The following is a 25029-nucleotide window of genomic DNA, read 5'->3' as shown; positions in this document are numbered from 1 at the left end:
AGCGGCTTTAAAAGCCGCTTTTTCAGAATCAGCTGTGTTTTTCCGTAAAGCGGCGGATTCTCTTGACCGCTTCTTCTAAAAGATCGAGTGACGTTGCGTAAGATAAGCGGACGTTGTCCGGTGAACCGAAACCCGAGCCCGGCACGATGGCGACTTTTTCTTCTTCCAGAAGCGCCTTGACGTATTCATCGACATCTTTGAATCCGCAGTTTTCTGCGGCCGCTTTGGCGTTAGGGAACAAGTAAAACGCTCCTTCAGGTTTGACACAGGTGAATCCGGGAATCTCACTGATCTGAGCGTAAATGGTATTCAGTCTGTGCTCAAATGCCTGTCTCATCTCTTCCAGCGGCTCAGCCGGCCCGTTATAGGCCGCAATGGCGCCGTATTGAGCGATGGACGTCGGATTTGATGTGCTGTGGCTTGCAAGGCTCGTCATCGCTTTAATAATCGTCTCCGAACCCGCTGCATAGCCGATCCTCCAGCCCGTCATGCTGTGAGATTTCGAAACGCCGTTAATGATGATCGTCTGCTCTTTCAATTCACTTGAAAGCTGTGCGATTGAGACGTGTTTTTTTCCTCCGTATGTAAGCTTCTCATAAATCTCGTCAGAAACGATCAGAATGCCATGCTCCAGACACACTTTTCCGAGTTCCGCAAGCTCTTCTTTCGTATACATAACACCTGTCGGGTTGCTCGGTGAATTGATAATGAGCGCTTTTGTTTTCTCGGTGATAGCCTGCTTCAGCTGCTCCGGTGAAATTTTAAACTGATTGGATTCCAGCCCTTCTGCATAGACGGGACGCCCCCCTGCCAGTTTCACCTGCTCAGGATAGCTGACCCAGTAAGGAGTCGGTATAATCACTTCATCCCCTTCATCGAGAATGACCTGAAATAATGTATACAGAGCGTGTTTCGCTCCGGTGCAGACAATGATTTCTGACGGCTTATATTCAATCCCCTGATCGTTTTTGAATTTTTTTGCGATACTGTCTTTCAAGGCCGGCAGACCGCCTGAAGGCGTATATTTTGTGTGGCCTTCATTCATGGAACGCACCGCGGCATCTATAATGTGCTGAGGCGTATTAAAATCCGGTTCTCCTGCTCCGAGGCCGATGACATCATGGCCTTCTGCTTTCAGCTCTTTCGCTTTTGCAGTAATTGCAAGTGTTGCAGACGGTGTTAATGCGGATACTCTTTTTGCCAATTTCAACTTGAACTCCCCCTAATACGTCTCACGGTGTGATGTTTTTGAGAATCTTGCCGCTTGTAAAGTCCACATAGCTAAAGCTATACTGCCCGCTTTTGTTGATATAGGTCACTTCCCATAACGGAACATTGTTTTCTCTCGCCGGGTGAACACCATTCAGCTTGGAAACAAGCCCTTCGTCCCGAACAATCTTGGCAGCCTTGCCGCTTGAAATGCCGTCACTGGCTTTTTTTGAGAGAATTTTTGCTTTTTTGTCGGCCGGAACCCATACATACATATCTTTTCCATGTTTATCCGTTCCGGTAACAACATAATATTTCTGTTTGCCGACAAAGGTCTCCACTTTCTCAGCATCTGTCAGATTCGTTTTTTCTTTAGCGGCTGCGGCAGCTGTTTCGTGGCCTTCTTCTTTTTGAGCCATTGCAGATTTAAAAATGCTGGCCGAAAATAAAAGAACTGCTAAAAAAATAATACCAAATACGGCTGTAAATATTAATGCTTTTTTTCTCATCTTTTTCACCTATGTGCGATAAATGGTGAAGACCGCTTCATTTTGATTTTCTTCGTCGAGCGCAAGGCCGAACATCAGGTTGTCCCGTTTCAAAGTCCGGTTTAATGTATCGACGATTTTATATAAATCATCTGAATGCTCCACATTAATCGTTGACAGAATTTCAATTTTGCTTTCCATTTTTATACCCTCCATCGGTCGAACAAATTTTGTTAGTCATAACGGGATGCGCCCGCGGCATAATAAAATCACAAGGCGGCATGAACCCGCTTTTACTATAAAAACAATTCCTCATCCCACACCACGAAAGCCGCGTTTATGCGGCTTTTATTCCGTTTGGCTGACATAAGCCCCGAGCTCGGCATCCGTCAGCTCCAAAAGGGATGAAGTCGGGAGCGCTTCAAGAAACAGCCGTCCGTATCCCGCCGTCTTTACACGCTGATCTAAAAGAACGATCGTTCCCTTGTCTCCCGCCGTACGGAGCAGGCGCCCGATCCCCTGTCTGAACGTTAACACGGCCTCAGGCAGGGAAATCGTCTGAAACGGATTTTTCCCCTGCTTCTTGGCAAATTCGCATTTTGCGGCGTGAAGCGGATTATCAGGCGCCCTGAAAGGAAGTCTTGCGATCATGACGGTTGACAATTCATCCCCCGGAAAATCAACGCCTTCCCAGAAATGATTCGTCCCGAGCAAAATCGCCCGGCTTGCCGTTTTAAAGGTTTTCATTAATTTACCGGGACTCCCGCCTGAAATACCTTGGGCGAGAAGCTGAATGCCTGAGATCTCCATACTGAGTTTCAGTTCCTGATACACTTTTTTCAGCATATCATGAGACGTAAACAGGACAAGGATCTTCGGCTGTTTTCCCTTTGACATGATTTCTGCATACTTGGCAATATGCTCAATGACTTCCCGCTCCCCGTCATATTTAACGGATTTCATCTCTTTCGGAATGATGACGTTCATCTGATCATCGTAAGAAAAAGGAGACGGGATGCTTTTGGTGCGCGGATAAAAATCCGCAAGTCCGAGCCTTTCAATCATAAATTGAAAAGACTGCTCCACCATTAAGGTCGCTGATGTGAGCACAACGCTTTTTTTGCGGGCGAAAAACTGGTCTGCCAGCATTTCACCGGGCTCCAAAGGCTGCGCATAGATGCTGACGGCATTTTTTGCGCCCTTCGCATCAATTTCAACCCAAACGGCTTCTTTCTCATCATTTTCAAACAGCAGCCTGCTGAACGTATCGCGATATTCTTTCAGCCCCCTGATACACTTTACATATTCGCCCGCTAAAAAAGCCGCTCCGCTTTTCATCTGATCAAGCTTTTGATGTAACAGTTTCTCCTGTACGGAAAACATGTCAAGCAGCTGATCCAGCATCGCACAAAGCCGCTCCGCTCCGTCCGTTATCATGTGAAACCCCTTATCCTGGCTTTTATGATTGAGACTATAGACGAGACGGTTCAGATCGTCTTTAGGTTTTCTTCGTTTGACAAAAGAATGCACTGAACTGAAAAATGCGTCGCTTTCCGATTGAATATGCTTCATCCACTCATCGGCGTCAAAAAAACTTTCCGCCGGCAGTTCATACGTATAAAACAGTTTTCTCATCCGCTTTAACAGTCCGTGTTCCTTTAAGGTTCCGATTCGGCTGAGCTTTGTGTGCAGTCCGATGTATGAAGCTCTCTTCCCCAGGTGCTCGCTGGCGGCGCGTTCGAAATGATGCGCTTCATCAATGATGACCGTTCCGCTTGCAGGCAGTTTTTTCGTTTCACTGCTTTGATCTGAAAACAGCAAAGCATGATTTGTGATAATCAGATCTGCGGCCTGCGCTTTTTCTTTAGCCCGTTCATAAAACCCGGCAGCCGAGTCCTTCCCTTTTTTCATAAAAGAATTCTCATCGTAAGCCATGCGCTCCCACAGCAATCTGCCGCCTGATGGAAGATTCAGCTCAGCGGCGTCGCCCGTTTCAGTCTCCGTCAGCCAGACGAGAAGCTGCGCTTTCGTCAAAACGGCATCATAGTTGTCATCTTCCTCATGCAGAATATGTTCAAACTTCGGCAGGCACAGATAATGTGATCTCCCTTTTAAAATAGCGGCTTTGACCGGCCAAGGAAACATACGCTCCAAAAGCGGAAGATCTTTAGACATGATCTGCTGCTGCAAAAGAGTGGAGTACGTGCTGATAATGACGGGAGTTTGTTCCGCTTTGGCAAATAAAACAGCCGGAACGAGATAACCGATCGTTTTTCCGATGCCGGGCGCCGCTTCAATCAGCGCATGCTCCCGATTGCGGAAGGCGCCAAGCACTTCATCCATCATCGTAAGCTGTCCTTTCCGCTTTTCATAGCGGGGGATGATGCCGGACAAGATCTGTTCTTTTTCTTCGTTCCACTTTTCAAGGTCAATGGCCGCATTCACCGGACGGGAAACCGGAATGTGATCGGGCTCTTTAATTGAAAAAGAGGCGTATGGAATGCAGCTCTTTTCTTCCGCCGGCCTGCTTTCATGTATAAAAGAATCCAAAAGCATCGTCAAATCGCTGATAAAATGCTGTGAAAGTCTTCTAAGCTGCTTTAACGTCGGTAAAGGCAAATGTTTCAGTTTATGTAAAATGTCTAAAAAGACCAGGCCCGTAACCTCCGCATCGCTGTCTGCGCGGTGAGGGCGGTCATGAACAATATTCAGCTCTGCGCACAACTCACCGAGCTTATATCCTTCAAACCCCGGGAAAACAATACGCGAAAGCTCAACCGTATCAAGCACTTCACAATCCGGCAGCTCATAGCCCGCTTCGCTCAGTTCATGCCGGACAAATCCGAGGTCGAAATGAATATTGTGGGCAACAAAATACGCGCCGTCAAGCAGATGAAAAATCTCCTCTGCGACCGCTTCAAACGGCAGTTCATTTTCAACCATTCCGGACGAAATTCCGGTCAGCTGTTCAATAAACGGCGGGATGGCCTGATTCGGATTGATATATTTTGAAAACCGCTCAGTTATTTGTCCATTTTCAATGACAACCGCTGCGATTTGAATGATTTTATCGCCCTTTTTCGGCGAATTTCCTGTTGTTTCGACATCTATGACAACGAACCGTTGTTTGTTCATTAAAATGGACACCTCAATTCTTGCATACGAGAAAAGTGTAACACGTTTTGTTGAGAAATGGAGCGGAAAAACAGCTTTTGCCCCTAAATCTTAAAAGAAAACCCCCATGAAGGGGGCTCTTTTACAAAATCGTGTGTGCCGGCTCCTGGCCCAGCATCTGCTCGATTTTATTCTGATCATCCAGAACGGCCACCTTCGGCTGATGGCTTTTTGCTTCCTGATCGGACATCATTTGATAAGAAATAATAATGACTTTATCTCCTTCTTGAACGAGACGGGCGGCAGCTCCGTTTAAACAGATGACGCCGCTCCCCCGTTTACCGGGAATAATATACGTTTCAAGTCTCGCCCCGTTATTATTATTCACAATCTGAACTTTTTCATTAGCGAGCATTCCGACGGCATCTAAAAGATCTTCATCAATCGTTATGCTGCCGACATAGTTTAAATTGGCTTCCGTCACGGTAGCGCGGTGCAGTTTTCCGGCCATCATAGTGCGGTACATATTATGATCTCTCCCATTCATCAATATCAATAATGATATTATCAATCAGTCTGGCTTTAGAAAATTGGACGGCGCAGGCCAGAATGACCTTGCCGTTTAATGTTTTAAGCGGAGTCAGCTCCGGATAAGCGTACAGTTCGGCATAATCAATGACGCCGCCTGTGTTTTCGATGATACCGGTGACGGTTTTTATAACGGTTTCCGGATTTCTTTCACCGTCTCTGACAAGTTCGGCACCTTGCTGCAATGCTTTATAGATCATCGGCGCTTCTTTGCGTTCCTGCTCAGTCAGATAGACGTTGCGAGAGCTTTTGGCAAGTCCGTCTTCTTCTCTGACCGTGTCCACTGCAACCAATTCGATATCCATAAAGAAATCCTCAATCAATCCGTCCACAACCGCTGCCTGCTGGGCATCTTTCAGGCCGAAGTAGGCGCGGGTCGGTTTAACGAGATTGAAAAACTTCGTCAGCACAGTGGCCACTCCGTCAAAATGGCCGACGCGGGAGGCGCCGCACAACACGTCAGTTCTCCTTTTCACTTGCACGGCAACATTTTGCTCGCCTTTATACATGTCACTTGGAGACGGCGTAAACAAAACATCTGCTCCCGCCTGTTCTGCAAGCCGGGCATCGCGCTTTAAATCTCGCGGATATGCTTCGTAATCCTCGCCCGGTCCGAATTGAGTCGGATTGACAAAGATGCTCATCACGACAATATCGTTTTCTTTGTTTGCTTTTTCAACCAGCGTCAGGTGTCCTTCATGAAGAAAACCCATTGTCGGGACGAATCCGATCGTCCGGCCTTCTGAGCGGTATTGTGCAATTAATTCTTTCAGCTGTTGAGTTTCTGTCAGTTGTTTCATCGCTTACTTTCCTCCGTACAAGCCTTGCAGCACAGTTTGGTTTATCTGAAAGGAATGCTTTTCTTCCGGGAAAACCCGTTCTTTCACATCACGGACATAATCGCTGAGGGCCGACTCAATCGTGCCGTCGATTTTGGCGTATTGCTTCACGAACTTCGGTGTTCTGTCCACGCCGTGGCCGACGACGTCATGATAGACAAGGACTTGGCCGTCCGCTTTTGAACCGGCTCCGATTCCGATAACGGGAATGGATACTTCTTCTATTATTTTAGCAGTCAGTTCAGCAGGCACACATTCAAGCACGAGCATCATCGCTCCCGCCTGCTCGCATTTGATGCTGTCTTCAATGAGCTTTTTCGCGCTTTGCTCATCTTTTCCCTGCACTTTATATCCGCCTAATACGCCGACAGACTGCGGTGTGAGGCCTAAATGGCTGACGACGGGAATTCCGCCGAGAGTCAGCGCGCGGATGGATTCGAAAACGCCGTCTCCGCCTTCCAGCTTTAACGCGTCCGCGCCGCTTTCCTGAATAATGGCCGCGGCGTTTTTCAATGTATCCTCTTTTGAAAGGTGGTAAGACATAAACGGCATGTCAGTTACGATAAACGTATTTTTCGCACCGCGTTTTACCGCTTTTGTATGGTGAATCATGTCACTGACCGTTACGCCGACGGTTGAATCGAGTCCGAGCACGACCATTCCGAGCGAATCCCCGACTAAAATCATGTCGACTCCCGCCTGTTCCGCAAGCTTTGCCTGCGGATAATCGTAAGCGGTCAGCATCACGATCGGCTCTCCGTTTTCCTTCATTTTCATGAAATCCAGTTTTGTTTTCATTCTGTTTCTCCTCCTCTAAACGGTGAGGAGATGAGCCGCCAATTCTTCGCAAGCAAAAAAGCCTTCTGTAAAATAAGAAGGATTCCCACTTGTTTAACGTTCGGCGAATGTCATCCCTCTGTCCCAGTCCTTTTTTGGATCAAGGCAGACTTTTCGTAATCTCTGTTCTGCTGATCAGGTGCAGTTCATTATGATACTGCCCATAGGAAGTATACCAAATTCACGAGGCTTGTACCAACTAAGATTAATTGAGCTCAATATCGGCAGAATAGATCTTCTTTATACCGTCTCTCGTTTCCAAAAGAAGAACTCCCTCATCATCAATGCCGAGCGATTTCCCGTAAAACGTTCCTTGCAGCGTTCTCGCTCTGAGCTCGTTCCCCAGTCCGACCGCATAGCTTTCCCATAGCAGCTTGATCGGTGTAAAGCCGTGGTTCAAGTAATCCTGATAGCGTTTTTCAAAAGTCAGCAGAATCTCTTGTATCAGACCCGCTCTGTCAATTTTTTCGCCGGCTTCCATGCTCAGGCTCGTCGCAATGTCCTGAAGCTCGACGGGAAAATCGGTTTCCTGCTGGTTCACGTTGATGCCGATCCCGAGAATAACCGAACGGACACGGTCTTCTTCCGCCTGCAGCTCAGTTAAAATCCCGACAGCTTTTTTGCCGTGAATCATTAAATCATTCGGCCATTTAATGGCGGCCTGTACACCTGTAAAAGCCTCGATGGCCTGTACGACCGCAACGGCGGATAACAGGGTGAGCTGCGGCGTTTTTTGCAAAGGAACGTCGGGTCTCAGAATGAGGCTCATCCAAATCCCATTTCCCTCCTGTGAATGCCATACTCTGGCCATTCTTCCTCTGCCTGCCGTTTGTTTATCGGCCACTACGAGCGTCCCTTCCGGCGCGCCGTCATTGGCAAGTTCATGAGCGGTTTTTTGGGTGGACGGCAGGACGTCCCGGTAATGAAGCTGTTTGCCCAAAACCTCTGTTTTCAGCCCAAAACGGATTTCGGATTCACTGAGTTTCCCCGGTTTTTTAATGAGCCTGTACCCTTTTCGTCTGACCGCCTCAACCTCATAGCCCTCTTTGCGGAGCTCCTCTATATGTTTCCAAACGGCGGTTCTCGAGCAGCCGAGCGCGTCACTTATTTTCTGCCCGGAGATAAAGCCGTCACCCGCCTCAGAAAATAAATCAATTAATCGGGTTCTTAATGTAGATCCCATGATGCGAGCCACTCCTTTATGTCATGTTTTCGGTTAGGAAGCTTCCCTGCCAATACCGCTTCTTCAATCCGGCGAAGTTCTTCGGCCACCCATTTACCCGCGCGGCGGTTTCTGAGCTCCATCAGATCAGCGCCTGAAATGTCAAGGTCTCGAAGGCTTTTGATCGGCAGCTGCTCATACAGGCTCTGAACCTCTTTCAGCTTTTGTTCATCAATCGTCTTATGCTGTTTCAGCATCCCGATTTTAACGGCTGAAAACAGCGCCTCTCCTGCCCGGTACATCGCTTCTGCTTCCAGCTGCGCCGGATAAACGCTTATGATCTGCACCGCTTTTTTTATGACTTTTCCCGGCAGTTTCCATTGTTTTAAAAACGCCTCGGCGCTTTTCGGACAAAGACCGAGAAACAATAACAGCGCTGCCCAGCGTTCTTCGCGTGCATCTAAAGAAGAAAACGGAAAGCCGCTTGCTTCAAGCATTTGCTGCTCATAACCGGAAAGGCCGGGCAGCTCTTGTATCAGACCTGTCTGCACCATCGTTTGAATCGCTTCTTGTGAGAAAGCGCCCTGCATCAGCTTTTCAAACTCGACGGTCTTTCGTTCTACTGATACATGTGCCATAAGCTCCCTGTCTTTTATGACGGCCTCTCTTGTATCTTTTTCTAACAGAAAGCCGAGCTGACTCATAAAGCGGACGGCTCTCATCATCCGCAGAGCGTCTTCCCGAAAACGGTCTTCAGGGTTACCCACCGTACGGATTAGCTTTTGTCCGATATCATGTGCGCCTCCGAAATAATCAAGCAGCTCTCCTTCGGCAGACATCGCCATCGCATTAATCGTTAAGTCTCTCCGCTTTAAGTCTTCTGATAAAGAAGTAATGAACCGCACAGCTTCAGGGCGCCGGTAGTCCTTATATTCTGATTCGGCACGAAAAGTGGTGACTTCATAGGTTTCATCTTCCCACAGGACGATGACGGTGCCGTGCTCTTTTCCTACATCGACAGTCCGCTTAAAGAGACGCTCCACCTCATTCGGCAAAGCGCTGGTTGCGATGTCCACATCACCTATTTTTCGTTTCATATAGCTGTCTCTGACGGCTCCCCCGACAAAGTACGCCTGATGGCCCGCCTTCATCAGATGATGAAGGATGGGGAGGGCTTTGACAAATTCCTGTTCCATAAGATCACTCCGGTCCTGCCAATTCGTCATAAATCCGTTCATACTGACTGACGATTCTTTGCGAAGAAAAGGCGGTCTCCACCATTTTCAGCGCATGATCAGTCAATCGTTTGCTGAGCTGTTTATCTTCTAAAACGGCAAGCGCTTTTTCAGATGCCGCCTGAATATCGCCGACTTCCACCAGAAAACCGCTTACTTGATCTTTAATCACTTCCGGGATGCCGCCGATATTTGTTCCGATGCACGGCACGCCGCAGGCCATCGCCTCAAGGAGGACGAGTCCGAAACTTTCTTTTTCAGACAGAAGAAGCTTAAGATCGCTGATGGAATACAGCTCTTCCACCCTGTCCTGATTTCCGAGGAGCAACACTTGATCCTGCAGTCCGTATTTTTCGACAAGCTGCCAAGCGACGCACTTTTCCGGCCCGTCACCGACAAGCAGGAGCTTCGCCTTTGTGTTGGCTGCGATATTACGGAAAACGCGGATGACATCTTTAACACGTTTTACTTTTCTGAAGTTCGAAACATGGATGACGACCTTTTCATCCGGCAAAATACCATGTTTCTCTTTTATACTCTCTGTATTTTTCTTAAGATAAACACGTTCATCAATAAAGTTGTAGATGGTCTCAATTTTTTTATCCGGCTTGATTAAGTCATACGTTTCTCCGGCAAGCGCGGTTGATACCGCCGTCACTCTGTCGGACGCTTCGATGGCAAAACGGATTAAATCTTTTAATGACGGATCATATCCTAAAACGGTGATGTCCGTACCGTGAAGCGTCGTCACGATGCCGATGTCACGCTTGAGCATCTGCTTGGCGAGATAAGCGCATACCGCATGCGGCAGCGCATAATGCGCGTGAATGATATCAAGATTTTCCCTCGCGGCCACCTCGGCGATTTTGCTCGCCAGCGTAAGGTCATAAGGCGGATATTTAAATACCGCGTATTGGTTGACTTCCACCTCATGAAAATGAATATTCGGATGATATGTATTTAATCTGAACGGGATGCTTGATGTGATGAAATGAACCTGGTGCCCTTTTTCCGCAAGCAGCTTGCCGAGTTCCGTCGCAATAATACCCGAGCCTCCGACACTCGGGTAGCATGTAATCCCTATTTTTAATGGTCTCATTGTCCGCCCCCAAAAACATCATCATTCAAAACGGGAAGCTGTTTTGAAAAGAAGCCTTCAGCATACCCCGTCCCGGCTTCTTTGCCATACAGTCTTTCCCGCGCTTCCACCATTTCGATATAACCGTTAGTCAGCGGTGTGTTCACTGACTGCGCCGTAGGAATAAACTGGCTTTGATAGGCGTGCAGGCTTTCTTTTTTCAGATCGATGGTTTCCGTTATGTCGATTACAAAGTCCGGACGGTGAAACCCGTTGATCATATAATAGTATACGCGCTGAGCCTTATGAGCCGGCAGTTCCTGATGATCTCTGTATTTATGAATTCCCGCCGAGAACACCGCCTCTTCGACCAAAGCCGCCGCATTGCCGTGGTCAGGATGGCGGTCTTTCGGATAAGGCATGAAAACGGTTTTCGGCCGGCAGGCTCTGATGACACTGACAATCCGGCGGATGCCGTCCTCACTTTTCAAAAGCCCGCGGTCGGGAAGCGTAAGCTGGATTCTCTCTTTTACGCCGAGAATTCGTGCCGCCTCTGCCGCTTCTTCTTTTCTTATCCCTACCGTTCCGTTAGATGATAGTTCGGCCTCGGTCAAATCGCATATCACCGCGGTTTTTCCTTGAACCGTAAATTTTGCGATCGTGCCGCCCATACCGATCTCGACATCATCACTATGGGCGCCGAACGCCAGAATATCAACGTGTTCAGACATTCGGCTCTCCTCCGCGCACAAGATTGCGGAAATCAAATGCCCCGCCGTCCAGCGTCCGGACGAGGATTTCCGCTGTTCCCATATTTGTGGCGAGCGGGATCGCGTATACGTCACACAGCCGGATCAGCGCCGAGACATCCGGTTCGTGAGGCTGCGCAGTTAACGGATCGCGCAGAAAAATGACGAGATCCAGGGCGTTTGCCGCAATCAATGCGCCGATTTGCTGATCTCCGCCGAGCGGGCCGGATTGAAAACGTTCAACGGACAATCCGGTCGCTTCCTGGATTTTTAAGCCTGTCGTACCCGTCGCGTATAACTCATGATGGCTCAATATATCTTTATATGCGGTCGTAAACTGAACCATATCCTGCTTTTTTTTATCGTGAGCAATCAAAGCAATTTTCATTGATGTTCTCCCCCTTGCCGATTCAGTCGATAATATTTTCGAGTCCGTATACAAGCTGGTCGATTTTCATCACTTGCTCCACTGACAGCTTCACTCCTGACATAAAGGAAGCCCGGTTATAGGAGTCATGGCGCAGTTTCAGCGTCTGGCCGTCCATGCCGAACATGACTTCCTGGTGGGCGATAAGGCCCGGCAGACGCACGCTGTGAAGGCGGATGCCGTTTAATTCAGCACCGCGGGCGCCCGGCAGAATTTCTTTTTCATCAGGATGGCCCTGCTGCTTTTCTGTACGGACGTTTGAAATCATTTCCGCTGTTTTCAGCGCCGTTCCGCTCGGGGCATCCAGCTTTTGATCATGATGAAGCTCAATGATTTCTACATCTTCAAAATAGTTGGCGGCCATTTGTGAGAACTTCATCATCAGCACCGCGCCCAATGCAAAATTCGGAGCGATGATAGCGCCGATTCCTTTTTCTTCAGTCAAAGCTTGAAGCTCCTCTAAATCCGCTTCAGAAAATCCGGTCGTTCCCACAACGGGGCGGACGCCGTGTTCAAGAGCGGCTTTCGTATGTTTTTTGCCGATTTCAGGCGTTGTCAAATCGATCAGTACATCCGGTTTTGTTTCTTGGAAACATGCGCGGATATCCGTATAAATAAGAGCGTCTGAATCAGCTGACATCACTTCCCGCAATGTTTGCTGATCGTATGTATGGTCAATGGCGCCGACAAGCTCAAAATGAGGCGTGCGGACGGCAAGTTTTACGGCCTCCTGGCCCATTCTGCCTCTCGGTCCGGCAATGACGACTTTAATGGTTTCATTTGACATGGTTTCTCCTACTTTCCTTCTTCTTTTCTAGTCCAGCGGTCTTTATCACGTGTATTAAATTTATGCATGACGCGGTTATGAGCTTCCTCCAATGAAATATCAAGGGAGTTGGCGAGGCAGATCAGAACGAACAGCACATCGCCCATTTCCTCTTCCATGCTTTTCTCATTTTCCGTCGTTTTCTTCGGCTTTTCCCCATAATAATGGTTGACTTCTCTTGCAAGTTCGCCCAGTTCTTCCGTGAGACGGGCCATCATGGCAAGCGGGCTGAAATAGCCTTCTTTGAATTGGCCGATATATTCATCGACCTCAGCTTGTAAGTCTTTCATCGTTTTGTCACTCACTGTGCGAATACCTCCTGTCATCTCTTCCATGTTAGCTAATTCAAGTACATTTGACAAATGTTAAAAACGGCGGTTTGCTGTTTTCTTTTGTATCCACTATAATATTTACGCAATCTTATGGAAGGAAAAGGGGTTTGATGCAATGCTTGGAGAAATCAGAATCAAAAACATTTGCTTTATTTTAATCGGCGCCGCTGTTTTTTCATTCGGACTGGTTCACTTTAATATGCAGAACAATTTGGCGGAAGGCGGATTTACCGGCATTACGCTGCTTTTATATGCGTTATTCCACATCAGCCCTTCTATTTCCAACCTGGTATTAAACATTCCTATCTTTTTCATCGGCTGGCGTATGCTCGGCCGGACGATGTTTGTCTATACCCTGATCGGCACCGTCTCTCTTTCCGTTTTTCTGAGTGTTTTTCAGCGCTACGAAATTCATATGCCGCTGTCGCATGATTTAGCGCTGGCCGCCTTGTTCGCCGGTGTTTTTATCGGCGCGGGTCTCGGCATTATTTTTAAATACGGCGGCACGACGGGCGGGGTCGATATCATCGCCAGGCTGATCAACAAATTTTTCGGAATCCCGATGGGCCGGACGATGTTTGCCTTTGACGCCTGTGTCATTCTGCTTTCTTTGTTTACGTATCTTTCTTACAAGGAAGCGATGTACACGCTTGTAGCCGTTTTTGTCGCTGCGAGATTGATTGATTTTATACAGGAAGGCGGCTATGCCGCAAAAGGGGCAACGATTATTTCTTCGAAAAACGATTTGATCCAGCAAAAAATCATTGAAGAGATGGAGCGCGGCGTCACCGTTTTAAAAGGACAGGGATCATATACAAAAGAAGACAGGGACGTTCTTTACTGCGTCGTTCCGAAAAACGAAATTGTGCTTTTGAAAAGCGTCATCACTTCCGTTGACCCGCACGCCTTTGTTGCAGTAAGCGACGTCCATGATGTGCTCGGCGAAGGATTTACGCTTGATGAAAATAAAAATCCGATCAGACGATAATAAAAAGGCGGCTTTTGCCGCCTTTACTGTTCGTGTTTCCATTTGACAACCGGTGATTTTTTCTTTTTCAATCGGCGGGCGAATGCCGGACTGACATTGAGCGTCTGCTCGACAAAGCGCTGCGGCGTCAGTGCCAGCCATTGGTTTAAGGAGACATCTTCGAAACGGTCGCTTTTGAAGATTTCCAGAAAGCGAAGCACGGTGTCACCGGTATTCTGAACATAATGTCCCATTGCAAAAGGAACATATCCTACGTCACCCGCTTGATAGTTAAATGTCCGCGCTCTTCCCTCCGCCGCAAACACCGTCATTTTCGCTTCTCCTGAAAGATAATACTGCCACTCGTCCGTATTGGGATGCCAATGCAATTCTCTCATGCCTCCGGGTTCGACCTCCACAAGAGCTGCGGCAATCGTTTTTGACACCTTAAACGTTTTTGAATCGACAATCTTTACTCTTCCCCCGCCGGTAACAAGAGGCTCCTGCCGGGAAAGCTTGTAGCTGAATGGCTCCAAAACGGGGCCTTCCGGGGAAGAAACTGCTGCCCGCTCAATAGGGGGAGGCGGTTCCAGCTGGAACATGTAACGCTCTTTCTTGTGAATGTAAGCCAGCTCATAACCCGGAACACCGAAGTTCGCCTCCAGCACGCTGCGCGGGGTATGGGCAAACCAGTCCGTTACTGAAAAGGTGCTGTTTTCTGAAAAAGAGCCGTCATCAAAGACGAGCAAAAACTCACTTCCCTGCTCTAATCCTTGAATGGAATGAGGAATGCCGGAAGGAAAATACCACAGGTTCCCTTCACTTACGTTATCAATAAAATTCCGCCCATTTTGATCGACCGCAGTTAAACGTACTCCTCCGTTAATCACATATCCCCATTCGGCTTCTTTATGCCAATGAAGCTCCCGCACAGCTCCCGGTTTCAGTCTCATGTTCACCGCCGCGATGTTTTTGGATACCGGCAGTTCCCTGACCGTCACCTCTCTGGACCATCCGCCGTCTTCAAGCCTCATATGCGTATCAGAAAATGAGAATTTCAAGTTTTGAACCGTTCCTGCATCCGTTGAAGGCGGAACGAGCATGTCAGGATTCTGGAAGTCACGCGCGAGGTTTCGCGGTCCTTCGTCAGTCGCCCCTTTTCTGCCTCTGATCGGCTGCGGGAGGTGTTTTGAAGCCAATTGCTGGATGAGTTTTTTCACTGGCTTAGCTCCTTTACAGCAATTTGTGTTTATTTAGACTTAGGATACTCACGCTTTTTCTCTTTCTTTTTTTCCGCTCTGTATTTTCGGTAGCCGACATATGTCAGCGCAGTAATAATGATACCGCCTGTTGTCAGAATGACCCAGAGCAGCGAAGGGTCAGCGTCATCCCGCTCCACCTTGTCAAAAACCCGCTTTAAATCCTGCTGCAGGAGCGTCAGACGCTCAAGCTTTGTTCCTTTTGTCATCTGCTGAAACCCTTCCTGCTCAATCACCTCGATATGTTTCGCCACCGTATCAAGCTGGCCGGCCGACACATCCATTGTCAGGCTGGGATAAATTAAATCATATAATGATATAAATTCATTCCACTTTTCATTGAAATTTTCACTTCCGTTTCCGCTGACATCTTCTTTTAAGGCGCTGAATGTCGCCATAATCGGTCTTTCAAGCGAACCCCACAGCGGATCGGAGTGGTCTTCCATCGCATCCATTACCAACCTGAACTGGGCGGCTGCCCGGATTTTTTCGGTATCTGAGGCGTCTGCCTGTTTCAGGACGCGCACTAAATCATTAAAGCCCAGAGTCACCTGCCTGACTTCGGCGCCGCTCAGTGAGTTTACGTGTGTCATTTTTTTCTTAAAGTAGCCAAGCACTTGCAGAGCCTCATCATACTGCGAATGCCGCGTCATTTGGAAAACGGTATCCGAAAGGTCGTTCAGTTCCTTGAGACCGCCCTCATCTTCAGCTTTGGCAGTTGTGATGAAACACATAAGAGCAAGTAAAAGACAGATCGTCAGCTTTCGTTTCATAGAGGTCCCTCCCACTCCTTCTCTTTACAGAATATGAGGAGCGGGACAAGGTTAGACCAAGATTCTATCAGTGTAAGTCAAGCTTTATCCGTCTTTTGGAAATCACCAAATAGTATGCAAGGCCGAGTGAAAATATGCTCAGCCAGAATGTAGCATAGCCGATCTCTTGCATATAGTCATTGAGCATTGAGTAGCGGGGCATCATGCCGAAAAGATAATCAATGACATCATTATGAAGCGTCCAAACAGCGGCAACGGCAAGATGCCATAACCGGAACCGAAAATACGGGCTGTATAAAACGCCTTGAACGGCCATGGCAAAATGTGAAGCAATCAGCATGTACCCTTCCCAAGGCATCTGCCCCATTTTGACCAGCACAAAGACATTCATTCCGACCGCCCACAGCCCGTATTTTACAAGGGTTACAAGAGCCAGCGCTTCAAACAGCGGCGCGTTTCTTCCCATGAGAAATGCCAGAAGCACAAACAGGAAGAAAAACGTCGCCGTCGGGCTGTCAGGCACAAATATCAGAAATCGGAACGGCGTGTCCGCAAGCTGCGGCACATACCAATAATAGCCGTACACCGTACCGATAAAATTAACGGCAAGAACAAGCAGAAGCATGCCGCGCAACCCTAAAAGATAAGAAATCCACCTCATACCATCAACTCTCAGTCCGTAAAAAGTATGTATCATGCAAAAAAAGCTGACATCCGGTCAGCTCTTTTCATAAAAGTATATCCTGCTGTTGTCTACTTCACAATACGTTATTTCGCTGTCGTTTCAGAAATGAACTTCGCCAGCTGATCAAGCTGTTTGTCATTCCCTTTAAAAATACCGGCTGGCATCTGCCCTTTCCCTTTGACGGCGATTTTTTTAATTTCTTCCGGGCTCAGCCCGTTATCGACCAGGGACGGACCGGCGCCTCCCCCTTGAAGATTATCCCCGTGACAGGAAATACAGCCTTGTTCTTTAAATACCTTATAACCGTCTGATTCAGTATCAATGGCGGCTTCTTTTTTAATTTTCCCTTGCTCCTCCGCCTTCGCCCAGTCATGTGTCGCGACTGACTGCCACGTTAAAAAGACCGTAGCGCAAAGCGCCAAAAGCATCATCCCGACGGCAACCGGACGCTTCCACGGCCTTCTTTCAGACCCCCTGTCGAGAAACGGAGCCAAAAGCAGCGACCCGAAGGCAAGCCCCGGTATAATCATCGCCCCGATAACGGTGTAGCTCCCTGCGGCATATTCATATTTTAAAAGCTGGTATAAAAATAGAAAATACCAATCCGGCAGCGGAATATACCCTGTATCCGTCGGGTCCGCCACCCGTTCCAAAGGCGGCTCGTGCACAATCGTTAAAACGAGAAATCCGACGAGGAAAACGGCTCCGACCATCCATTCTTTCAGCAGGAAGTTCGGCCAAAACGCCTCTGTCTTTCCAGGATACTCTGAATAGTCTTTCGGTATATTCGGTTTTTTTTCAGCCGGTATCCTTGAATCTCCTACAAACTTCATTCCTTTCCCCCGGTGCATGTCATCCCCTCCCTTTTATATCAGATTTGTATTAAAGCGGTCCTGAAATTCCCTGCTTGCGGATCATGACAAAGTGGGCGCCCATGAGCGCAAACAAAGCGGCAGGGAGAAAAAATACGTGAATCGCAAAAAATCTCGTCAGCGTTTGAGCGCCGACAATATCGTGGTGGCCGGCAAGAAGAGTTTTCACCTGCGCTCCGATCAATGGCGTCGCCTCCGCAATCTGAAGACCTACCTTTGTCGCAAACAGCGCCTTCATATCCCACGGAAGCAGATACCCTGTAAAACCGAGACCGAGCATCACAAAAAAGATCAGAACACCGACGATCCAGTTCAATTCCCGAGGCTTTTTATAAGCTCCCTGAAAGAAAACCCGCAGCGTATGTAAAAACATCATCACGATGACTAAACTTGCGCCCCAATGGTGCATACCCCTTACAATCTGCCCGAAAGCGACTTCATTCTGCAAATAATACACAGATTCCCACGCGTTTTTTATATCCGGCACATAATACATCGTTAAAAACATCCCTGAGAGCACTTGGATAACGGTTACAAAAAACGTCAAACCGCCGAAACAATAGACAAAAGCCGAGAAATGGTGAGCGGGATTTACATGTTCCGGCACTTCATGGTCGGCGATATCCCGCCACATCGGCGTAATATCGAGACGTTCATCCACCCAGTCATAAATTTTATTCAGCATGTCACCCTTCCCCCCTAGGCTTTGCTTTTCCAAGATACAAAAAGCCGTCCTTTACTTTTTGCTCATAACGGTCAAGAGGCGCGAGCGGCGGCGTGCCCGGAACGTTCGTGCCGTCTTTTTCATACAGACCGTAATGGCAGGGACAAAAGAATTTGTTCGGATTTTTAGGATCATTGTTCCAGTTTACGGTGCAGCCTAAATGCTTGCAGATCGGAGAAAGCGCTATAATTTCATCCCCATGCTTGTAAACCCAGGCTGATCTGGATTCTTCCGATTCGTACCAGGCGTCGACTTGATGAATTTTAAAGTCAAACCGCTTCGGCTCCTTCGTCAGCTCATCCACACTGACAACCTGCACCATTTTTTGATCTCCCGTCGGTTTTAATACCGGATCCAGCGCAAAACGGACCATAGGCATAAGCGCACTGGCGGCCATAAATCCCCCCACGCCGGTGAGCGCATAGTTTAAAAATTGTCTTCTTGATATATCTTGTTTTCCGCCCATCTCTTCCCCCCCCTAAAGATTGACCAAAAATTAACTAAAATAGAAAATAATTCTGAGATTTGACACCCTCATAATATATGAATCTTTCAGCAAGGTCAACAGAGGCAAAACGGGTGTTTTGCAGGATGCCTGGAGTTTTTAAGAATTGTTCCACTTCTGTAACAAAACGTTCAAAATTTCTCCGCACTTGTCATCCGCTATTTTTCTCTTTAAAGAGTCTTTCATATGTTCAAACGGAACGGCAGGTATGTATATGACATCAGACCCTATTTCAGAATCCTTCCATTTTTCGTCTGCCGTCAGGAACAAGGCGTGCCGGAAGTTGGTCATCACCTCTTCTTTGAGTTTTTGAAGCAGGGCGATTTGTGATTGGTCTATATCAACATATGTATAAGAGGGGAATAAATATACCCGTCCCTTCAATTGGCGCTCAAGCTCTTCAGAAAGCAATTGAGTGCTTTCCCCCTGTTCAACGGCCTCTTTTAAGCCTCCTGAAGACGTTATGGAAATTAACGGAATGACAGCGGTATCAATGTAATCCGCAGATTGTAAATAGGCATCGGCATCAGCGGCCCTCCATCTCATGTCTCGTTCCTCCTCTTTACGCAACAAGCCTTGCATATTCTGCAAGGCTGTCATTTATGTGAGCTGATTCAATTGGCGGGAAAGCTTTTCAAATGTTTCTTTGTCGTGGCGGTCCAGCGCCTCGTCGATATCTTTAAGCAGCTTTTCCCGCTGGAAAGTGGAAATGGCATGTTCTAATATTTTTTCAGCCATCCCCTGATCCTGTTTATTTTCAAACAGGTCTTTCGGCAGATGCGGATTTGATTCAAGAACAGCGGCATATTCCGGTGAGCTGTAGGCCGAACGGAAATTCAGCTGGATAAATAAATCCTGCTGTTTATTTAACCGGATGTCGTGAAACGATTTTTCCGCGTCCGTAGTCATGACATTTTCTTTGTAAAACCTAAACGGCACCTCATCAACGCAATGAGTAGACATGATAATGCCTCTCGGGCAAAATTCGGCTTGTTCTACAAAATGGACTTTTTCCATTAATGAATCATGACTCATTAAATAATTTAAAATCCAGACGCACTCCCGGCGTTTAAGCTGATAATGATTTAAAAACCAACGGATAAAATCCTTTTTTTCATTGACAGAAACAGGGGTCTGCATGTAATTCCCTCCTCTATCGATCGTATAATCTGACATCACTTATACATTCAGCAAGCATGGTCCAAAATCCTGCTTATCTTAAAAATTCATCCTCTATCCGTAAGATTGTTTCTTCAAGCTCTTCGTTTATTCCATCCATTGAAAGCACTTGTTTTAAAAGCGGCAGCGCTTCTTTCTGGAGACCCTCTTCCAATAAGAAGTGAGCGTATTCATATAAGAAATCCCGATCATCCTGATAATGGAGATACGCAGCTTCGAAGCTTTTTTTCGCTTCAGCGTATTGCTCAAGGCCTGTATAGGCCCCCGCCAAATACCAATTGTATTTCGGATCTTCTTCCCCGTAGCCGCGGACTTCCTGAATCAGATCAATAATCTCTTCAAAGCTTTCTTCTTTATGATAGACGGCTAAAAGCGTATGGAGCGCTTCCACGTAACCCGGATCGAGCGCCAGCGCTTCCTGAAGAAGCTTTTTGCCTTCCTCTTCGCTGCCGAGCTTTAACGCCATTTTCGCCGCATAGAGAAAAAGCTCTTTATTGTATTCATCGTAAGTAATACCTTCTTTAGCGGTTTTTAATGCATCTTCATACATGCCTTCTGCCTCGTAGCTTTTTGCAAGCGGCATATAAAGCGATGAATAGGAAGGATCAAGCCCTTTTAAATCAGACAGCTGCTTGATGGCTGTTTTGACCATTCCCGCCTGATAGGCTGTGAACCCGTACCCGAAAATCGTATTCGGTTCTGTATGTTCTGCCGCCGCTTTTTCATACCATGAAATCGCTTCCTCAAATTCACCCGCCGCGCTCAATGACTCAGCCAGCCTCTGATGAACATTTACGCCGCCGATTTCGTGCCGTTCTTTTGCCGTCTCTTCATAGTAAGGAACGGCTTTTGCGTATGATCCCTGAGTGAAGTATAATTCCCCCAGAGCGAAATCAATAACTGGTTCATCTTGTAACATCGCTTTCGCCTGTAACAGCTTTTGCTCACTTACTTCAAATAAGCCCTGCATCTGATACAGATCAGCCATTAAAAGAAGGCTTTCCGCGTAAGACGGATCTTCCGGAGAAATCGTCTCCAGCACCTCAAGAGCTTTTTCTTCTTCATCAATATCTATTAACAATTCGGCGTAAAAATTCGTCAGCTCAGACTCATCCGGATAAAGGTCATGCAGATCACTGATCAGCGCTAACGCTTTTTCGGCGTTTCCCCATTCATAGTAGAGCTGGGCTGCAATGGCTTTGTCTTCGTCATGAAGCTCTGTTTCAGCTTTTGAAAGCGCTTTGAGTCCCTTTTCGGTTTCACCTGCTTCAACTAATTTTATGGCTTCTTGAATCAATGTATTCAAATCAGACCGGTCCTTTCTTTTCCTATACCTCATCAACCAAATGAAAAGGGTTTTTATTCGGGTTATTCTTATCATAATTCAGACAGGGCCTGCCCGCAAATAAGATGCTTCACCCGGCATTATAGTTTATCAGAAAATGGTTAAGAGGAAAACGGCAAAAAAGGGGGCGGCATCTTTATACGCAAACAGCGCAATTTGTTCCGGCTGTTTCTGTAACGAAAACGCATTCCCCCTTTCTGTTATTTTTCTGTTTAAGACAAGCTATGTCAAAGCCCAAGATTTTATGACACATGAAGAAAAAAGCCCGAAGAACAGTCTTCAGGCTTTTTTGGCTAATTGATCTAAATGCTCAAAAAATGTCGGATATGAGACATGGATCGCCTCTGTATCACGGATGTCAATCGGCTCTTCTGTCAGGCATGAAGCGATACCGAGCATCATGCCGATGCGGTGGTCGCCGTGGCTTGACACATCGGCTCCGCCCGCAAGCGTTTTTTTGCCGTGTATTTTCATGCCGTCTTCAGTCGGTTCAATGTCTGCGCCGATTTTCCGGAGCTCTGATACGACGGTGTCGATCCGGTTCGTTTCCTTCACCTTCAGCTCCGCAGCGTCTTTAATGACAGTTGTGCCTTCAGCCTGCGTTGCCAAAAGGGCGATAATCGGGATCTCGTCAATTAAACGGGGAATGATTTCTCCGCCGATTTCTGCCGCTTTCAGAGCTGAGGTTTCAATAACCAGGTCTCCGTAAGGCTCCGCGCTGTCCGCTTCTGAAGGAATCACTTCAAGTGAAGCCCCCATTTGCTTTAAGACATCAATCATCCCCGTGCGTGTCGGGTTCAGGCCGACGTTTTTCAGCACAATCCGGCTTCCGGGAACGACAGCGCCTGCCGCGAGGAAAAAGGCCGCTGAAGAAATATCGCCGGGCACGAAAATATCGGCTCCCCGAAGCTTCTGACCGCCCGTTACGGAAGCGCTCGTCTCCGTTTCCGCAAGCTCGGCGCCAAAAGCGTTCAGCATCCGTTCCGTATGGTCTCTTGATTTATGGGGCTCAGTGACGGTCGTCTTCCCTTCAGCCTGCAATCCGGCAAGCAGCACGGCAGATTTGATCTGCGCGCTTGCAACAGGGGAGACGTAATCAATGCCTTTCAATTGTCCGCCTCTTACGGATAAAGGTGTAAACCCTCCGTCCGCTCTTCCGTCAATCGCGGCTCCCATCTGTTTTAAAGGCTCCGTCACCCTCTTCATCGGGCGCTTTGCAATACTTTCGTCACCCGCTACCGTACTGTGAAATGGGCGTCCGGCTAAAATGCCGAGCATCAGGCGGATGGTCGTGCCGGAATTTCCGACATCAAGAAGGCTGTCAGGCTCACAAAGTGCGTCAATGCCCTTTCCGTATATCGTTACATCACTTCCGTTTTGTTCAATGGAGACACCCATTTTTCTGAAGCAGGCAATGGTGCTCAGACAATCGGCTCCGGGCAAAAAGTTTTTTACCGTTGTCGTTCCTTCCGCAAGCGCTCCGAACATAACAGAACGGTGGGAGATGGATTTATCCCCCGGAATATGAATTTCACCGTTTAAAGACGTCACTTTTTCTCTTTTCAATGTTTTCCACCTCAGTCAGCGTAAAATGTGTCATATTTGGCGCGGGATTGAATGCAGGTTTCCGCGCGCTTCCGGTCATCATCAGTCTGGAAACTGATTCTGAGAATTCCGTTAATATCTTCTCTTGTTTCGATAATGCGGATGTTGGTGATACTGATTTTTTCTTCTGCCAGTATCGCCGTAATTTCCGAAATGACCCCCGGATGATCGGGAACATCGACATAAAGGTCATAAAAGGACGGGATCGCTCCTTTTTGACGGAGCGGCAGGCCGTCGCGATAATCTTTCGCTTTTTTAAAATATCCGAACAGGCTGTCCGCATCTTCATTTTCTACATAAGATTCGATCGTGTCAATCTCCCGTTTCCATTCTTTGAAGCGGTCAAGCAGTTTATCTTTGTTATGAAGAAGTATGTCTCTCCACATCGCCGGACTGCTTGAGGCGATTCTGGTGATGTCCCGAAAACCGCCGGCTGCGAAACGCTTCAAAAACGGATAATTTTCTTCAGAATGATGAGCCTGATGGACGAGGCTTGCAGCAACGATATGAGGGAAATGGCTGATGACGCTCGTTACGCCGTCATGCTCCTCGGGAGTCATCTCCACAAAGTGGGCGTTTGCCGCTTTCAAAAGCTCCTTCAGATGCGTTACTGACTCTTTAGAAGTTGATTTTCCGGGTGTTAAAATGTAAAACGCATTTTCGAATAAAAATTCTTTGGCGGCAGCGGCCCCGGATTTATGAGACCCCGCCATCGGATGGCCGCCGACAAATTGATAGTGAGCCGGAAGCACTTTGTCGGCGTAGCTGACGACTTTCTGTTTCGTGCTGCCCACATCCGTAATCAGGAGTTCATGGGTGATGTCTGATGCGGCCAGCATATCGAGCATTTTCAGCGTTTGGGCGACAGGCGTGGCGATAATGACAACAGACGCTTGCTGCGCCCCTTCCGTCAATGAGCCGGCCCGCTCGTCAATAATTCCGAGCTTCAGCGCGGCAGTGAGCTGTTCTTCCGAAATATCCACACCGATAATCCGTTTATGCGGATGCTCCTTTTTGATGGCCAGTGCGATCGATCCGCCGATCAGTCCGATCCCCGCAAGCAATATGGTATCCTTCATTTCACTCATTTCCTTTTTCATCTATTTTAATAGAGCAAAGAGGTGATGCTTGATCACCTCTTATAATATTTCAGCTAAAATTGTGAGAATTTCCTCATTCTGCTCTTTCGTACCGACCGTAATCCTTAACGCTGTCGGAAATCCGAGCGCCTGTCCTGAGCGGACGATATATCCTTTTTCCAACAGGGCTTGGAACAGTTCATCCGCCGGACGGTTAAAATCAATGAGCACAAAGTTGGTTTGTGAAGGATAACAAGTTAATCCGTGAGTTTCCGCAAAATCATAATACTGCTTAAGGCCGGCTTTATTTTTCTCGACGCATTCCTGGATAAATGTCTGGTCGTCAAGCGCTGCCAGTGCCGAAGCCTGACCGATTCTGCTCGTATTGAACGGCTCTCTCGCCGGTTCAATCTGGCGGATCAGCGCTTCGTCCGCAATGCCGTATCCGACGCGCAGCGCGGCAAGTCCGTACGCTTTAGAGAAGGTGCGGAGGATCATGACATTCGGATATTGCTTTAAAAGCGGAATGCTTTCTGGGTAATCTTCCGCCGTAACATACTCGTAGTACGCTTCATCAAGGACAACGAGTATATGCTCGGGAACTCTGTTTAAAAAGGCAATTAGCTCTTGCTCAGAAGTATATGTCCCCGTCGGATTATTGGGGTTGCATACCCATATGACTTTCGTCTCGCCGTCAATTGCTTCCAGCATCCGGTCCAAATCATGAGCGCCGTCACTGCGGAGCGGCACCTCGCGCACCTCAGCGCCTTCAATCACCGCATTGTGTCTGTATTGCGGGAAAGTCGGGGCGGCGGTAATCGTGTTTGCCTGATCATTTAATAAAGAACGGCAGATAATCTGCACTAGCTCATCAGAGCCGTTGCCGAAAATGATCGAAGATTCACTGACCTGCAGATGCTCACTGAGCCGCGTTCTCAAAGCGGCACTGTAACCGTCGGGATACAGCGCAAGCTGCTCAATCTCCCGATGCAGCGCATCTTTTGCGGCCTGTGAACAGCCGAACGGATTTTCGTTAGAAGCGAGTTTTACTACTTTTTCAAGCCCGTATTCCATTTTCACTTCTTCTATTGGTTTGCCCGGCTGATACGGTTTCAGCTGCCGCAGCTGTTCTTTAATCTGCAAATCCAGTCA

Annotated in this window: 27 protein-coding genes; 1 reads left to right on the top strand and 26 read right to left on the bottom strand. The window is 47.7% G+C overall.

Translation table 11 applies throughout. The features are described from left to right. Window positions 1-28: 28 nt before the first annotated feature. The 14 genes from ACWJJ4_RS08915 to ACWJJ4_RS08850 form a co-directional block, all read right to left on the bottom strand. On the bottom strand, window positions 29-1210 hold the full coding sequence (locus tag ACWJJ4_RS08915; protein WP_165409633.1) for a pyridoxal phosphate-dependent aminotransferase: 1182 nt from the start codon (window positions 1208-1210) through the stop codon (window positions 29-31). 22 nt (window positions 1211-1232) lie between these two features. After that, window positions 1233-1718, bottom strand: coding sequence for a cell wall elongation/penicillin-binding protein regulator TseB (gene tseB / locus ACWJJ4_RS08910; RefSeq protein WP_014305291.1), 486 nt, complete (start codon window positions 1716-1718; stop codon window positions 1233-1235). Window positions 1719-1727: 9 nt separating this feature from the next. After that, window positions 1728-1898 carry a YpmA family protein gene (locus tag ACWJJ4_RS08905; RefSeq protein ID WP_003153512.1) on the bottom strand — a complete coding sequence of 57 codons (171 nt, stop codon included), beginning with the start codon at window positions 1896-1898 and terminating at the stop codon, window positions 1728-1730. A gap of 147 nt (window positions 1899-2045) precedes the next feature. Beyond that, window positions 2046-4832 carry an ATP-dependent DNA helicase DinG gene (dinG, locus tag ACWJJ4_RS08900; RefSeq protein ID WP_167860238.1) on the bottom strand — a complete coding sequence of 929 codons (2787 nt, stop codon included), beginning with the start codon at window positions 4830-4832 and terminating at the stop codon, window positions 2046-2048. Window positions 4833-4953: 121 nt separating this feature from the next. Then, window positions 4954-5337 (bottom strand): aspartate 1-decarboxylase, encoded by a 384-nt coding sequence (panD, locus tag ACWJJ4_RS08895; RefSeq protein WP_003153510.1) that lies wholly within the window; start codon window positions 5335-5337, stop codon window positions 4954-4956. A 1-nt stretch (window position 5338) separates the two neighbouring features. Further along, window positions 5339-6199, bottom strand: a complete 861-nt coding sequence (gene panC, locus ACWJJ4_RS08890; protein WP_077722511.1) for a pantoate--beta-alanine ligase — start codon at window positions 6197-6199, stop codon at window positions 5339-5341. A gap of 3 nt (window positions 6200-6202) precedes the next feature. Continuing rightward, window positions 6203-7036, bottom strand: coding sequence for a 3-methyl-2-oxobutanoate hydroxymethyltransferase (gene panB, locus ACWJJ4_RS08885; RefSeq protein ID WP_070082024.1), 834 nt, complete (start codon window positions 7034-7036; stop codon window positions 6203-6205). Window positions 7037-7280: 244 nt separating this feature from the next. Further along, a complete protein-coding gene (locus ACWJJ4_RS08880) occupies window positions 7281-8258 on the bottom strand; it encodes a biotin--[acetyl-CoA-carboxylase] ligase (protein WP_070082025.1) in 978 nt (325 codons plus the stop codon). Continuing rightward, complete coding sequence (locus ACWJJ4_RS08875) at window positions 8243-9433, bottom strand: CCA tRNA nucleotidyltransferase (RefSeq protein ID WP_094247831.1); 1191 nt, start codon at window positions 9431-9433, stop codon at window positions 8243-8245. The genes ACWJJ4_RS08880 and ACWJJ4_RS08875 overlap by 16 nt, the downstream gene beginning before the upstream one ends. A gap of 4 nt (window positions 9434-9437) precedes the next feature. Beyond that, window positions 9438-10571, bottom strand: coding sequence for an N-acetyl-alpha-D-glucosaminyl L-malate synthase BshA (gene bshA, locus ACWJJ4_RS08870; RefSeq protein WP_020955989.1), 1134 nt, complete (start codon window positions 10569-10571; stop codon window positions 9438-9440). Then, window positions 10568-11281, bottom strand: a complete 714-nt coding sequence (gene bshB1, locus ACWJJ4_RS08865) for a bacillithiol biosynthesis deacetylase BshB1 (RefSeq protein WP_146284427.1) — start codon at window positions 11279-11281, stop codon at window positions 10568-10570. The genes bshA and bshB1 overlap by 4 nt, the downstream gene beginning before the upstream one ends. Beyond that, window positions 11274-11687, bottom strand: a complete 414-nt coding sequence (gene mgsA, locus ACWJJ4_RS08860; RefSeq protein ID WP_003153499.1) for a methylglyoxal synthase — start codon at window positions 11685-11687, stop codon at window positions 11274-11276. Before mgsA ends, bshB1 begins: the two co-directional genes overlap by 8 nt. A gap of 22 nt (window positions 11688-11709) precedes the next feature. Next, complete coding sequence (gene dapB / locus ACWJJ4_RS08855) at window positions 11710-12513, bottom strand: 4-hydroxy-tetrahydrodipicolinate reductase (RefSeq protein WP_102422764.1); 804 nt, start codon at window positions 12511-12513, stop codon at window positions 11710-11712. 8 nt (window positions 12514-12521) lie between these two features. Continuing rightward, complete coding sequence (locus ACWJJ4_RS08850) at window positions 12522-12857, bottom strand: nucleotide pyrophosphohydrolase (RefSeq protein ID WP_003153495.1); 336 nt, start codon at window positions 12855-12857, stop codon at window positions 12522-12524. A 142-nt stretch (window positions 12858-12999) separates the two neighbouring features. Here ACWJJ4_RS08850 and ACWJJ4_RS08845 point away from each other — a divergent pair, with 142 nt between their 5' ends. After that, entirely contained in the window at window positions 13000-13872 is an 873-nt protein-coding gene (locus ACWJJ4_RS08845) for a YitT family protein (RefSeq protein WP_003153493.1), read from the top strand. A 23-nt stretch (window positions 13873-13895) separates the two neighbouring features. Here ACWJJ4_RS08845 and ACWJJ4_RS08840 read toward each other — a convergent pair whose 3' ends face one another. From ACWJJ4_RS08840 to hisC, 12 genes are all read right to left on the bottom strand, one after another. Continuing rightward, the gene (locus ACWJJ4_RS08840; protein ID WP_077722516.1) at window positions 13896-15071 is read right to left on the bottom strand and encodes an oxalate decarboxylase family bicupin; all 1176 of its coding nucleotides are present in this window, start codon (window positions 15069-15071) and stop codon (window positions 13896-13898) included. A 29-nt stretch (window positions 15072-15100) separates the two neighbouring features. Further along, window positions 15101-15883: a sporulation protein YpjB gene (gene ypjB, locus ACWJJ4_RS08835; RefSeq protein WP_017418030.1), complete on the bottom strand. Its 783-nt coding sequence runs from the start codon at window positions 15881-15883 to the stop codon at window positions 15101-15103. Window positions 15884-15950: 67 nt separating this feature from the next. After that, window positions 15951-16544 carry a DUF1405 domain-containing protein gene (locus tag ACWJJ4_RS08830; RefSeq protein ID WP_021734183.1) on the bottom strand — a complete coding sequence of 198 codons (594 nt, stop codon included), beginning with the start codon at window positions 16542-16544 and terminating at the stop codon, window positions 15951-15953. Between the two features lie 107 nt (window positions 16545-16651). Next, window positions 16652-17419 (bottom strand): menaquinol-cytochrome c reductase cytochrome b/c subunit, encoded by a 768-nt coding sequence (locus tag ACWJJ4_RS08825; RefSeq protein WP_003153486.1) that lies wholly within the window; start codon window positions 17417-17419, stop codon window positions 16652-16654. A gap of 31 nt (window positions 17420-17450) precedes the next feature. Then, a complete protein-coding gene (gene qcrB / locus ACWJJ4_RS08820; RefSeq protein WP_003153485.1) occupies window positions 17451-18125 on the bottom strand; it encodes a menaquinol-cytochrome c reductase cytochrome b subunit in 675 nt (224 codons plus the stop codon). A 1-nt stretch (window position 18126) separates the two neighbouring features. After that, window positions 18127-18630 (bottom strand): ubiquinol-cytochrome c reductase iron-sulfur subunit, encoded by a 504-nt coding sequence (locus tag ACWJJ4_RS08815; RefSeq protein WP_003153484.1) that lies wholly within the window; start codon window positions 18628-18630, stop codon window positions 18127-18129. Between the two features lie 138 nt (window positions 18631-18768). Beyond that, window positions 18769-19215, bottom strand: a complete 447-nt coding sequence (locus tag ACWJJ4_RS08810) for a YpiF family protein (RefSeq protein ID WP_003153483.1) — start codon at window positions 19213-19215, stop codon at window positions 18769-18771. A gap of 54 nt (window positions 19216-19269) precedes the next feature. After that, on the bottom strand, window positions 19270-19809 hold the full coding sequence (locus ACWJJ4_RS08805; RefSeq protein ID WP_003153482.1) for a ReoY family proteolytic degradation factor: 540 nt from the start codon (window positions 19807-19809) through the stop codon (window positions 19270-19272). 73 nt (window positions 19810-19882) lie between these two features. Beyond that, entirely contained in the window at window positions 19883-21154 is a 1272-nt protein-coding gene (locus ACWJJ4_RS08800) for a tetratricopeptide repeat protein (RefSeq protein ID WP_070082030.1), read from the bottom strand. 318 nt (window positions 21155-21472) lie between these two features. After that, on the bottom strand, window positions 21473-22759 hold the full coding sequence (gene aroA / locus ACWJJ4_RS08795) for a 3-phosphoshikimate 1-carboxyvinyltransferase (RefSeq protein ID WP_265210105.1): 1287 nt from the start codon (window positions 22757-22759) through the stop codon (window positions 21473-21475). 11 nt (window positions 22760-22770) lie between these two features. After that, complete coding sequence (locus ACWJJ4_RS08790) at window positions 22771-23886, bottom strand: prephenate dehydrogenase (protein WP_024085534.1); 1116 nt, start codon at window positions 23884-23886, stop codon at window positions 22771-22773. Between the two features lie 51 nt (window positions 23887-23937). Then, entirely contained in the window at window positions 23938-25020 is a 1083-nt protein-coding gene (hisC, locus tag ACWJJ4_RS08785; protein WP_071391694.1) for a histidinol-phosphate transaminase, read from the bottom strand. Between the last annotated feature and the right edge of the window lie 9 nt (window positions 25021-25029).

The sequence above is a fragment of the Bacillus sp. JK62 genome, from assembly GCF_053663455.1.
Note: the sequence above shows the minus strand (reverse complement) of the source record. Positions and strands in the feature narration are given on the sequence as shown.